Here is a 13,756-nt window from a genome sequence, read left to right on the forward strand (position 1 = left end):
ATTTACATCTAAGACAACCGAATTCTATATATGGGTGACAAAAGTTTAAGAAAAAATGAAGAAAAAATTAAATTTTGAATAAAGCAAGATAATTTTCTTACGAGCGAATTGACAACAAAGCAAGAATTACAACCAAGGACTGGCTGATCTTGTTTTTGGATCTTTGTAATTGCGTTTTTACTGTATTTACAGAAATGCCAAGCTCGTCTGCAATCTGATTATAACTGTAATTTTCGATAAATTTAAGCTTAAAAACCTGTTGCATACTTTCGGGAAAAGTATCTATGATTTTTAAAATTTGGTGGTACAGAATGTTTTTTTCTTCTTCTGTAATTAAATCTAGGTCTTCATCTAAAACCAACATCGAATTCAAATCAATCAAATTCAAATCGTCGGTGATTTTTAATGCCTTAAGATAATTCAGGCATCTATTGCGAGTCATTGCAAACAAATAAGATTTCAAAGAAGTTTTGATTTCTATGGTTTCTGCATTTTCCCATAACCAAATAAAAACATCCTGAACAACATCTTCACTGGCCTGCTGATCAAAAAGAAAATTATTGGCATAAACGACCAGCCCTTTATAAAAATGATCAAAGACAGTTTTATAAACAGTTTTATTTTGTTTCTTAAGTTCTTCTAAGACAATATTAATTTCCAAAATAAAAAGTAAAGCCGATTTAAAAGTAAAAAACAAATCTATAGAATTTTACAACATCATCAAACTAGAGATGCTTCTTTTCAATCGAGTAAAATTCTAATGAAGTGTAGGATTACTAATTTTCGTTGGCTTGATACTTCACAAATAATTGAATTCCTAATCCTACGTTGTATTTTTCTTTTTTAAGATTCCATTTTGTCAGATTATTTGAACGTCTGTAAACAGGTCCGCAGAAAACATTCGAACTGAAATATATTATTTTCTTTTCCTTGGAATCTTGATTCTCTTTTTCAACAACATTTATGCATTCAATAGAGACTAAAAAATCATTTTCAAGTATTAGATTATTATTTTTTATGTCAACATCAACATCGCCAGTTTCTTCAACTTCCATAATGATATCATCATTGTTAAGCCTCACTTTTTCAATGTTTGTATCATTTTCTGCATTATAAAAATTAATTCTAAAGGTTCCTTTTTTGTAACCCAGTTCGGCAATTTCAAAATGAATTTTTTCTATTTTTATTTTTTTATTCTTTTGAATTTTGAAAAACTTACCAACTTCAGCTCCTAAATTTCTAGAAGAGAACCCAACAACTACGTGCTTGCTCAGGGAATTGTTTCCTATTTTTTTCTCATTTGTAAATTTTAGAGTTTCGATTTTAACTTCATCTAGCTGAAAACCTACTTGTGTCATCACAATTTCAATTTCCGCATTTTTGGCAGGCAAGAATGATTTCGTTTCATATCCAATATGCGAAACTATAATTATGGCATTTTCCAGCAAAGCTTTGTTGTCTATTATGAAATCACCATTTGAATCAGTGACTGTGCCAACAGAAGTGTTTGAAATTCCAACGTTTGCATAAGGAATTGGCTGACCTGTAGAATCAACGCATTTTCCTTTGATTTGGGATAAACATAAATTAGATTTTAAAATTATTGCAACAAGTATTAGAAATTTCTTCATTAATTTTGATTATTCTTTGGTAAAAGATATTTAGGAGTCAAAAAGATAGTAGCATCTAAGATTTACTGCATTAGGTTTCTAAGTTGCAAGGTCAATTCCCGTCATATATCAATTCATAATTCATTGACTTTAGTTGCTCTAAAGTAAACTCATACCGCTTATCATACAGCCCTTGTTCTTTTATTTCCTCCCAAGTATGAGTATCGAATGTAGCTTTTTTATAAATCAATATCCAGAGCTTATAATCTCCGTTTAGTGAATCGAAATAGATACTAATTGTAGCTTTATCACCACTGTTTAACTTATGATAAGGCTTCACTGGATACCTTTTGGGAACCAATTCTACTGCATCATAATCAAAGGGATAGTAGATAAGCTCGTTACTTGTATTTTTTATAGTAAGACGAGCATCTGGCTCATCTTCAGATTCTCCCGCACATCCCTGTAAAATTGTACCTAGAAGCACTATTTCATGAAATTCCTTTTTTTTATTTAAAAAACTAAATACAAGGTTTGTATTCTTTCTCTTTCAAACAAATATATAAATTGAAAAAGAAAATCAACAAAATACTTCTAAAATATGTTTTCTGAAGTAAAACTAAAATTAATTAGTCGGTATAATTACTCCAAAACTTTAAAAACAAAAAAGGCTTTAAACACTAATATTTAAAGCCTTTTCTTTATTTTAAATTATTTGCGTCTACGCAAATTTACTTCTCCTCCAAAACCAAATCATCCACATAACAATAAGCATTTGCTTTCCCATCAGCCAAAAAGCCGACCTCAACCTTTCCTCCTTTTATCTTTATGTTTGAAATTGTGATAGTTTTCCAAGATGTGTTTTCTTCTTTAATGGAATAGGAAAATCTTTTGTTGCCACTCACAGCATACATTTCTAAATTTTTAAAATTAGCGCTGTTTTTGATTTTGGCAGAAAGCGTATAAACACCGTCTTTCAGTTTTACGAATGGCGAAGAAGCGATAGTTTGAAAAGTCTTTCTTTTAAAATCTATTTTATCACTGATTTCGAGACTTTTCTCTCCAATTACCGTTTTTCGTTCTTCTTCGGTATTAAAATGATTTAAAACAGGCGAAATCGAATCCAACGAAATCGTATTACCCTGAATCACTTCACAAAACCATCCCGTCAGCTGAATTTGGACAGGTTTTACAGGACTCGGAATATGTCTGCGGTCGGCTTCGAAACTTGGATTTTTGATGTAATTATTATCTTTTGCTACTTCCCATCTTCCTGTTTTCTCTTCCAGATTCCATGAATTAAGCGAATTAAAATACGGTGTACTGCCTTCAAACGAAATTGGGCACCATTGGTTATAACCTAATCCGTTTCCAGCAAAATTGGCCCAGCGGTCTCCGCAATAAACTATGGTTTCTTGTTTGCTTCCTTTTACAGAAAAGAAAAATCCAGTTTGCGAGATATGTGCAAAATCGTCTTCTGTCCCTTTCATTACCTGCATGTCATTTACAGGAACATAAGGGCCGCGAATATTGTCGGACACCAAATAATAAGCAAAAGAAGCATCCCAGCCATATATATTCGATGCATACATATAATATTTGTTCTTGTATTTAAACATGCAGTTTCCTTCACGACTTTCGCCTTTAAAAACTTCTGTACAGTCCAAAAGATTTATTTTTTCGTCTTTGATACCAATTTCAGAAACATAAATTTTATTTCGGCCTCTTCCGTAAGAATAAATTAAATAGGATTTTCCAGTATCTTCATCTGTAAAAACAGTCTGGTCGCCAGTGTTGCTCGTTCCAATCATTTTTTCCATATTGATTTTCTGATGCCATTCAAACTGACCAGTCGGCGAATCTGAAAGCGTAATCAATACTTCTGTGTCGTGCTGTACGAACATTGCATATTTTTTCCACTCTTTGATGTAAGCAACTCCCAAACGTCCAACCCATGTTTTTCCGTTTTTATTTACTTTTTCTTTCGTTAAAACATCCCCTTCAAAAGTCCAGTTGACCAAATCTGTAGAGCTGTAACAGGTAACCGACTTGAAAGTTGATGTTGGCAGTGTTACCGCAGGATTATTGCGATAAACATCTGCTTCTTCATATTGTACGCCATACCAATAATATTTCTGGACACCGCTCATCGGGTCTGTAAATTTAAAAATACCGCCTCCCTGACTGTAAATTGGTTTTCCATCTTTGGTTTTCCAAAAAGAATCATTTTTAATATTCAACAACTGTGCTTCAGCAACAGGACCGTTAAAAAAGTATATAAAAATGAAAAGTATTTTGAACGGAAGGGTATTGATATTCATCTTTCTAAAATTTAAATCAGTTTTGAGCACTAAAGTTTTTCACATTTTCATGAATGGATTTTTCTCCCTGAACATTCTGAGCCGTTACATTTTTAAGAAAAACATTTTCGACGGGAAGTTCTTTCTGCGCCAAAATTCTAGAGATGAATTTGACGTTTGTAGCTTTTACATTTTCAAGATATACATTCTGAATCGGTGTAAGTCTTTTTTCTATTGTTGGAACTAAATTTCGCCATTGGTACAAAACATCGGTTTCAATGCCGAGAATTCCTTCGTCGATTTTCCCTGAAGTTATGTTGGTCATGTGAATATTCTTTACATAACCACCTCTTCGTTCATTGGTTTTAATGAATAAAAGATGATTGAGTTTGGCTCCATCTACCACCGTACAATTATCAATAAAAACATTCTCAATACCTCCTGATAGTTCACTTCCAATAGCAACCAATTGATGACCGTTTTTGACAATACAGTTTCTCATTACAATATTTTTTGAAGGCGTGTTCAATCTCCAGGCATCCTGATTACTTCCTGATTTAATCGCAATCGCATCGTCTCCCTGGTCAAAAACACAATTTTCAATCAAAACATTCTGACTCATTTCGGGATCCACACCATCGTTATTATGTCCGTGAGCATAAACATTCAGATTTCGAAGCACTACATCTTTAGACAAAAACGGATGAATCGTCCAAAACGGACTGTTCGTAATTTTCACCCCTTCCATCAAAATATTTTCACATCTATTAAACTGAATAAACTGCGGGCGGAAATTGGCAGTATCATTTACCATCTGTCTTTCTTTCATTGGTTTATTGTACGAAGCCAAATAATATAATCTCTTCAGGCTTTCCATATGTGCTTTAGGTCTTGCAAACCATTGTTTCCAAACGTCCATTTGGGCTTTTAGTTCACCTTCGCCTGTAATGGCTATATTTTTACATTGATACGCATAAATCAAAGGCGAATAATTATAACATTCATAGCCTTCCCAAGTCGAGCGTACCGCTGGCAAGTAATCTTTTGGGTTTTCTGAAAAAAGCAAAACTGCGCCTTTTTTCAAATGCAGATTTACATTGCTTTTAAAATGAATTTTCTTTGTTAACCATTCTCCTTCCGGAATAACAACTGTTCCACCACCTGATTTGCTGGCCTTAGCAATAGCTTTACTGATGGCATCAGAAGTTTTATTCAAATCTCCCGCAACAGCACCAAAATCTGTAATCGAAAATTCTTTACAGTTGCTGAAATCAGGAATTTTTATAGCTGGCATTTCAAAAGGAGCTTTTACGTTAACTTCTTTTAAGGTTACACCTGAATCATTTTTCTTGAACGATACAAAAACAAACGAAATCACTAAAGCTGTACAAAATATTATTTTTTTCATGATTGAATTGATTTTAATCTTATGAATGCTGTTCTTTCTAAATTAATTATTTTATCAAGCTCCAAAGGAGCTTAATATTTATAGAACTTCAATTATGCATATGTAAAAGAGCTCCAGCGGAGCGAAATATATAATCATTGTAAAAAAAGATATCGCTCCTCTGGAGCTTTACTATCGATACTGATACGATTTCTATAAATATTTCGCTTCTCCGAAGCGTATTTTTCTGTCTGATACTTTTCGAATAGTCTCATTGAATACATAATCGGTACTATTTCTTCGCCGACACCAGCACAATATTTGGCTTTGGAGCAGGTTCCATACCTGCACCCATATAAAAACTGGTATGCGGAGGTTGATTATAACCAACATTCTGCCACGCTATGCTCAATCTGTATTGCGGATCGTGCATGAGCGTATACTGTCTGATTTGGCTCGGAATAGTGGTAGAATAAATTCGTAGCTCTTTATTGTCTTCCGACCTCAAAATTAATTCCTCACGCCAGTCGCCTAGAATATCTGCAGAAAGTGCCGGTGTCGATTTTGTACCATTATTAGAAACCGCACCATTGGCAGTAAACAAACGGCCTTTTTCATATTTATCAATATAATTCGAATTGAGAATTTCACGTGATGCATCTCCATCCCAATAAATTAAGAAATTAACCGAACTTGGTGCTTTCCCAACGACATTACCTTTCATATCATACAAATTCGGAGAACCTGACCACCAGAATTGTGCGCCTTTTCGGGCTGGATCAATATTATCTGCAACACCTCTGCCGACATCCTCATTTAGAGAATCCGTAAATAAAACTTTTCCATCGGCAGCGGCAAAAATAGTAACCCCAGGTCCTTTTGTCCCATTTTCTATTTCATGAATTCCAAAAACTTCTAGACCTGGATGATCAGGATCCAAATCTGAAACATGAATAGCATCCCCATGTCTGAAACCTGTTGTATACAAACCTTTTCCGTTATCATCAACACACATCGAACCGTAAATAATTTCATCTTTGCCATCATTATCCACATCAGTAACGGTAAGATTATGATTTCCCATTCCCGAATAGGGATTCTCAGAATCTTTACTATCAAAAACCCATCTTGAAGTTAGTTTTTGATCCTTAAAATCCCAAGCAGCCAAAACTGTCCTTCCATAATAACCACGGCACATTACAACGCTTGGATGAATTCCATCAAGATAAGCAACACAAGCCAAAAAACGGTCCATACGATTTCCTTTAGTATCATTTCCACCGCTTCCGCCATGCCCTCCCCAACCTGCCAAATCACCTCTTTCGGGAATATAATCGACTGTTGTAATTAGTTTTCCTGTTTTTCCGTTAAAGACAGAAAGGTATTCAGGGCCTTTCAAAATTTTCCCTAAAGTTGCTGAATTTGGATCTCGATCAACCCAGTCTTTTGATGCATCTCCTACCACATTATTCTGACTGTCTCTTGTACCGTCTGCTGTTTTGCATACAAACTCCGAAATTCCGTCACCATCCAAATCGTACACCATAAACTGAGTATAATGTGCGCCTTCTCGAATGTTTTTTCCTAAATTGATTTCCCACAAAAATTTACCTTCCAAAGTATAAGCTTGAAAAATAGGCGGATCGGTAATTCCTGTATGTGAATTGTCATGACCTTTTCCCGTCATGTGCACCACAAGATCATACTTTCCATCACCATCCAAATCACCCACCGAAAGATCATTTGCCGTATAACCTTCAATTGGTTTTAATGTAATTGACAAATAATCTTTATCAGGACTTGAAGCCGGAATCGTAAAACTTCCTTTTGCATCAGATTCTTTTCCTTTTAAAGCCGTTTTTACAAACCAAGTATTTTCTTCTTGCGGATTTGCTTTTTCATCTATAAAATTTGTCGCACCAGTAATGGGTTTATCATTTAATTTGACTGCTTTTTTAGTACCACTTTTACGATATAAATTAAAAGCCAGATTGTCTGCATCAGTTCCTAAAACACGCCATCCAATAAAAAACTGACCCTTGTTTTTTACAGCAATAACGCCTCTATCGAGGTTTTCCATTTGCCTTTGCGCAGAAATAGAAACCGTTAAAAATGAAACTATTAATAGAATTATATTTTTCATGATTGGTAATTTTTTATTTTGGATTGTTATTGGCACACGGATGACACGGGTTTTGACGGGTTTACACTGATTGTTTTGTTTTTTTGTCATTTCGACGAAGGAGAAATCTCCACGAGTAACTCCGCAACGAGAGTCCAATCTTTGTAGAGCTACTTGCGAAGATTTCTCCTTCGTCGAAATGACAAACTGTACTTAACATAAGACAAAAAATCTCAGAACCTTAGAGCCTTTAGAATCAAAACATTTTTTGGAATCCTTCGCTTTTTACTTTCCATGTTCCATCTTTCGGGAAACCCGGATTTTCTTCAGTTGTTCCGTCCCAACCCGCGCACATCATGGCTACTGCTGTCAACAATCCACCATTTCCAGGAAGATAAAGCGTTAAACGTTCTGCTTGATAATTATGTCCATTTTTTAAATAGGTATTCGTAGTCACATTCATAAACAAAGCATCAATTGCCTTTTCCGGCATTTGCAGACGAGCGGCCGACATTGCCGTCATTGGGAAATCCCAACCCCAGGTTTTATCCCATGACCAAGTCTTCCAAACCAAATCAAAAGTATTTTTCATGATTTTCTTATCCAGCAAAGAAGTTTCTGGAAGCATTCCGAAAGTTCCTAAAACCGAAGGATGATCAGTTTTAAATTCTGGATTGGTATAAGAATCCGTCGCACTTTCTGTCGCAAGATAAACCTGATCTGAAATTGGCAGTGGAGACAATTTAGCTAAAACCGTTTCCCATTTCTCAGGTACTTTTTGGTTCAATTTTTTCTTCCATGTAATAGCTGTTTTCAAAGCCCAATTCCAATACGCCAACTCATAAGTCGGATTAAAAGTTTCCATAGCTTTAAAACGTTCCTGCGCCGGAATAACGCCCGGCCCTAAAACATAACGGTCTTTTTTAGCATCATAATTAGCAAACGAAGCCATAAAATCTGCGGTTGCAAAAACTCTTTCGCTGTATAAATCTAAAGTTGCTTTTTCAGGTTTATTGCGATATATTAATTCAGCATAGGTAATAAAATGAGGTTGCTGCCAAATCAAAAACGAACCTACAGATGACGGACTTTCGTTACCATCAGGATCAGTCATTTTCTGCCATCTTGCTCCTTCAAAACCCTGTCTTTTGGCAATATTTTTTGCTTTATCAAAAACTTTCTGATACCACGGAAGACTTTTTTCTAATAAATCTGCTCTGTTCCAAAGCGCAAAATGAACACCGTGCCACCAATGCATTTCCAAATGCGGTTTTCCATACCAACTGTTATACGTTAAACCCGTTTCTTGCGGAGGCACTTTTCCTGTACATTGCACTTTGGTTAGATACTGCGACAAAATTACTCTGCGTTCCAATTCCTTGGCACGCGGATCTGTGCTTCCAGAAAAATCAACTGCGGCACCACTTTTCCAAAACTGTTCCCAGCCTTTGATACTGCTATTTTCGATAACCAAAAAAGAAGAATTTGAAACTGGTTTTTCCGCTAAAGCGAAAAGACAGCTTAATTCTAATATATCTGTATTTGAAGGTTCTAAAACAAAATAATGTTCCCCTGTTTTCTTAATCTGCGCATTTCCTTTCCAGTTTAAACTCACATTATACGAAATACTATCCATCACATGTTTTACAACTGCTTGTGTTCTAGATTTTTCTGTCAGCGTGCTTTTATAATCTTGTTTTCCTTCCCATTTTGTTCCCATATCAGCCCAATCTCCTGTTGGAAATGGAATACGCAAACTGATTTTCAGTCGTTTTTCTTTCAATAAAGCAGACTTAACTTTTACACCTATCTCATCTTTATCTTGATGCGAAGCAGTATAAACGGTTACAGGAGTTCCTTCAACTTCAAAATAGCTTTCAATTTCGCCTGTCCATAAATTCAATTTCTGAGAAATCGCCTTAAGGTCGCTTGGCTGTACAATACTTCCGTCTTTTTTAGTGATTTCAAAGCCTAAATTTCCCAATTGCAATAAATGTGGATTCTGTCTGAACCAGTTTACCGCCTCAACTCTTCTCGCTGGTTCCTTAATTTGAACAGTATATGAAATGTCTCTTCCATACTGTTTGTAATCCCTTAAAGTCTCTGAAAATTTATAGCCGTTTACATTTTTATAACTGTCCCAACCCCATTCTGACTGTGTTCCTAACGGAATTCCGTTTTGATACGTTTTTGGAAAAGTCTGAAGTCCTGTTGCATCCACCGTAAAGGCAAAAGCGCCATTCCCGACTGTTAAAGAAGCCAGCGTATCGATTGCCGTAATTTGAACATTATGTCGTGTTACCAAGGCTTTTCGGTCTATTTTTTGAGCAAAAAGCGATGCCGAAAATAGGATGGCAATAATTGAAAATTGTTTTTTCATTGGGTTAGTTTTTTGGTTTCTAATTGAAATGAAATTTTAACCGCAAAGCACGCAAGTTTTTTTACTAAACATTACGTTGTAAAACGCAAAGTTCGCAAAGCTTTATCTACACAAAGCTTTGCGAACTTTGCGTTTTTTTAGAATTCCAAAAGCAAAAAAAACTTGCGTGCTTTGCGGTTAAATCTCAAGCTGTTTCATATTATTATCTAATTAAAGTCACTCCCATCAATCCAATTACAACATCATTTGTAATTGCTTTCAAAGTCAAACTTTTTAATGTTTTATTTTTATCCAATGGCAAATCCAGAATCGTTCCCGCACCGCCTTCGACTCCATAATTGGTAAGTCCTTTTATGGGTTTAAAATCTTTAAAATCTCTCGAAATTTCTCCCGATTTCAGATAAACTCTTGGTGGTTCTGGAGCATCGGTGGTAAATGCTAATCCGTCAATAAAATAATCCTGCTCAATCGGCCACCAGTTTTCTGGATTTTTAAGTGCTAAAATTTCAGAAGTTCCGTCTGTATAATTTACCGTGATTTCGCCATTTATCATTCGGCTCTGCATCGGATTCGTCGTTCCAGCGACCATAAAATAAACATGCGATGCTTTTCCAGATAACGGAATCGAAACACTTTCCGGATAATTATCCCACATAGAAGTGAAAACAATATTTTTTTGGTCTGCTGCAGAAGGCGTTTTAAATACAATTCCTTCAGGAGAAGTTATTTTGTCACTATTTTTAGCTTTTTCACGAAGTCCGCTGTCATCAATTTTTACCTCTAAATTAGGATAACACCAATTGCCAATTCCTTGTTTCGGAAGCTGTAATGTCGTTGTTTTAGGTCTTGGCGAAAGATATTCATTGGTAAAAACATCGGTAACTTTGGCATTAAAATAAGACGAAAGAACTATCGATTCCTGTTTATTGGAAGCCGAAAACGGAATATCCCAATTGATTATTTCCATATTTTGAATGGATGAATTGCCACTCTTAATCTCAAATCTGTTAGTCCCTGGCATTAAATCCTGAACTGGAACTTGAACTGTTTTCTGTTCTAATACATTAAAATTAATTGGCTGGGTGGCTTTTTCATTTGTATTTAAAACCAAAGAACCTTCCATCTTTTTTACAGTATTGTTTTTAATGGAAACTTCTAAAGTATTGGCTTCTGTAAGTTTTCCCTCAGCTTCTAATTTTGGTTTAAAATTAACTTCAACAGGATGCCACCAAGACATTTCGCCTTGTTTCAGTTTTATAAAAAACACGCTGTTTCCTTCCCCATTAAGTTTTGCATGAAGCTCATTTTGAGTTTTCGAAATAGCACTTAAAACCGATTGCGGATCGTAAACCGAAAGAATTTCAGCTTTAAGAGTCATCATATGTAAATCTTGACCGTTGGTATAAAATGGGGTCTGTTTTTTTTCTTCTAAAGGAAAGCCTTTCCAGTTTACAATCACATCATAAATAGCACTATAAGGCACTTCAATACAAATTTTCGGTTTTCCGATGTTTTCCGAAATTGCTTTGTATGAAGCAATTTTGCCGTTTATCATGATGTTTTCAATTCTATCATAAGGCGCATCCAATAATAATTTTAAACTCATTTTGGATGGAAAACGATTTTCGATTTTGTAACTGTCTTTTTTGTTTTCTCTTTTAAAAGAAAATGAAATATCTGGAATTTCGATTGAAGCATCATTCCACTGAGAAGGAAAACCCGGACTGATAGTCAAAGTTCCCGCTAATGCATCAGGCTGAATTCCGTAAAGTCCTTCAACCAAAGTCCTTGAAGCCATTCCTATCGGATCGGCAAAATCACGATACAGCTCGCCACGCATCGCATCTTGATACAAAAGCTGTTCGAAAGCACCTGGCGAAGCTCCCAAATACATACTTTCGATTAAAGCACTTTCCCATAAATGATACGCTTTTTCACTCTGCCCGCCCTGCCAAAAAGCCAAAGCGGTGTGCAATTGTTCCGCTAATGCCACATTATTCACTGACCAAGTGTAAGGCTGCCAATTGGTTGTACTAATAGTGAATAAGTCAGTCCTATCTAATCCTTCTGCTTGAATCGGGATTCTAGGAATCTGTTTATCCACATAATGCAACATTTGAAAACTCTCAAACGGAGTAGCCATTTCTGAATCAATCGTGTGGTAAATACTCCAAATTCCGGGAGTTTCATGCAATAATCTATTTCCTAAAGCGTCTTTATATTCTGCAAAAATTCCTTTTTTAGGAAGCCATAAAATCTGATTGGAAGCTTTTAAAATTTTATCAGCTTCTTTTGAAAACGGAAGCGCATCCACCTTTAATTCTTGAGCTACAGCTGCAATGGTTTTATTGGCATAATAATTATAAGCCGAAGAATGAATTACACCGCCTCCGCTGTATTGAAGCGCATCGCTCGCCCAAATTGAGGCATAAGCATCATATAGACCATCACGGTCTGAATCGAAATTTCGTTTTTCCCAGTCAATATGTCTTTGAAGTACAGGCCACATTTCCTTCATAAAATCGGTATCTCCAGTCCATTTAAAATGACGCAGCATTTGATCGATAAAAACCAGATTCATATCATAATGATGAGCAACAGTATTCTTGTTTGGATTTCTGCTGATGTAACCACTGCTGAACATGGATGTTCCCATTTCTTCTTTCTGTCTCGCGAGATTTTTTTCAGCATCAAACACAACTGGGCCACTCTCAGGAGTTGTAACTTGTGAATTACTATAACTCTTAAAATGAGATTTTGCACGGTCATGCCAACCTAAAGGGTCGGCTGTGTAAGCACCACGCCATGCATTGAGATACATTCTCCATGCCACCGCACCATGCAAGTAAGCTGGGCTTTCCCATATTCCGTCAGAAGCAATTGCAAGCGCTCCACCCAATGTATTGATATAAGGGTCAGGAGTAACTACTTTTACTCTATTGGCTAAAACTGCTGTTTGCTGCACAGCTTCTTTATAAAGTGATGCTATATTTTTTTGCGTAAGATTCTGTGTTTTTTCAGGAGCTAGAAGCCAATAACTTTCATTTTGAAGGTTTTTAACTTTTCCTACAACTACCATAAGTGATTCTGAATTGGAATTGTATAATTCTAAAGGGGAGTTTTGTTTTTCGGCATTAGCCAAATGAACAGCTGAATCCGGAAAATAACCTGTTAACCTCTTATTGTTTCCGTCTTTTTGTTTGTTGCTTTCTGAACCATATTCCAATAGAAAGGACTGTTTTTCTAAAATATACTTATTATTGATACAATATTCAGGTTTCAAATAAAACACCGATTCGGGGTCGGCTCCGATATCTCCATCACGACTGAACTTTTTCCCTGTCGCACCACCGTAAACCCAAACAAGACCACAATCTTTTGGCACATTGCTACCTGATACTTTAATAATAAAACCTTCTTTTTCTTTTAAAGCGACAACATCAACAATCAGTTTCCCACTTCCCAAAAGAGCATCTTGAATTTCATAATGCATGGTTCCTTGAACATAGCTGGTATGAATTTTTGATACTTCAGTAATCCATCTGCTGTTTTTACCACTTATTAAACCCAATTTAAAATTACCTCCCATTCCTGGCATATAGAGCGCAAATTCTGGTAAATCCCCCGCCTCTGCCCTAAATCCGGTATTGGAGCCATAAAGTGCCCTGTTAAATTTTCTAGTGCCATTTTTTAATACAAAACTATTTCCCTCAGGTACGTAATGAATTTTACGCGTCATTTTTTCCTGTCCGTTTATTACTAACGAGCTCAAGAAAAAAATGCCGATAAATACTGCAATAAGGGATGTTTTAGATTTCATAAAATGGCAAAAAAATTATATTTTTAAAATAAATACATAACGAAATTATTTACTGATTTTTTTATTAATTCAATATTATTTTCATGCAATTTCTTTGTTTTTTCATTACATCGTATCCTGTACATACCTGACTTATA

General features: G+C 35.6%; 8 protein-coding genes. All 8 read right to left on the reverse strand.

The features are described 5' to 3' along the window. Window positions 1-97: 97 nt before the first annotated feature. The 8 genes from ACFFLS_RS01740 to ACFFLS_RS01775 all read right to left on the reverse strand — a co-directional run bounded on the left by ACFFLS_RS01740 (window position 98) and on the right by ACFFLS_RS01775 (window position 13,619). A complete protein-coding gene (locus tag ACFFLS_RS01740) occupies window positions 98-697 on the reverse strand; it encodes an RNA polymerase sigma-70 factor (RefSeq protein WP_379685495.1) in 600 nt (199 codons plus the stop codon). A gap of 79 nt (window positions 698-776) precedes the next feature. After that, a complete protein-coding gene (locus ACFFLS_RS01745) occupies window positions 777-1,631 on the reverse strand; it encodes a carboxypeptidase-like regulatory domain-containing protein (RefSeq protein WP_379685494.1) in 855 nt (284 codons plus the stop codon). A gap of 91 nt (window positions 1,632-1,722) precedes the next feature. Next, the gene (locus ACFFLS_RS01750) at window positions 1,723-1,950 is read right to left on the reverse strand and encodes a hypothetical protein (protein ID WP_379685493.1); all 228 of its coding nucleotides are present in this window, start codon (window positions 1,948-1,950) and stop codon (window positions 1,723-1,725) included. 391 nt (window positions 1,951-2,341) lie between these two features. Next, window positions 2,342-3,931 (reverse strand): family 43 glycosylhydrolase, encoded by a 1,590-nt coding sequence (locus ACFFLS_RS01755; protein ID WP_379685492.1) that lies wholly within the window; start codon window positions 3,929-3,931, stop codon window positions 2,342-2,344. A 16-nt stretch (window positions 3,932-3,947) separates the two neighbouring features. Then, complete coding sequence (locus ACFFLS_RS01760; RefSeq protein WP_379685491.1) at window positions 3,948-5,318, reverse strand: glycoside hydrolase family 28 protein; 1,371 nt, start codon at window positions 5,316-5,318, stop codon at window positions 3,948-3,950. A gap of 271 nt (window positions 5,319-5,589) precedes the next feature. Continuing rightward, a complete protein-coding gene (locus tag ACFFLS_RS01765) occupies window positions 5,590-7,440 on the reverse strand; it encodes a rhamnogalacturonan lyase (protein WP_379685490.1) in 1,851 nt (616 codons plus the stop codon). Window positions 7,441-7,675: 235 nt separating this feature from the next. Next, entirely contained in the window at window positions 7,676-9,799 is a 2,124-nt protein-coding gene (locus tag ACFFLS_RS01770; RefSeq protein ID WP_379685489.1) for a hypothetical protein, read from the reverse strand. Between the two features lie 202 nt (window positions 9,800-10,001). Next, window positions 10,002-13,619, reverse strand: coding sequence for a DUF4450 domain-containing protein (locus tag ACFFLS_RS01775; protein WP_379689102.1), 3,618 nt, complete (start codon window positions 13,617-13,619; stop codon window positions 10,002-10,004). Window positions 13,620-13,756: the final 137 nt, after the last annotated feature.

The organism is Flavobacterium procerum (assembly GCF_042431625.1).
GTDB lineage: Bacteria > Bacteroidota > Bacteroidia > Flavobacteriales > Flavobacteriaceae > Flavobacterium > Flavobacterium procerum.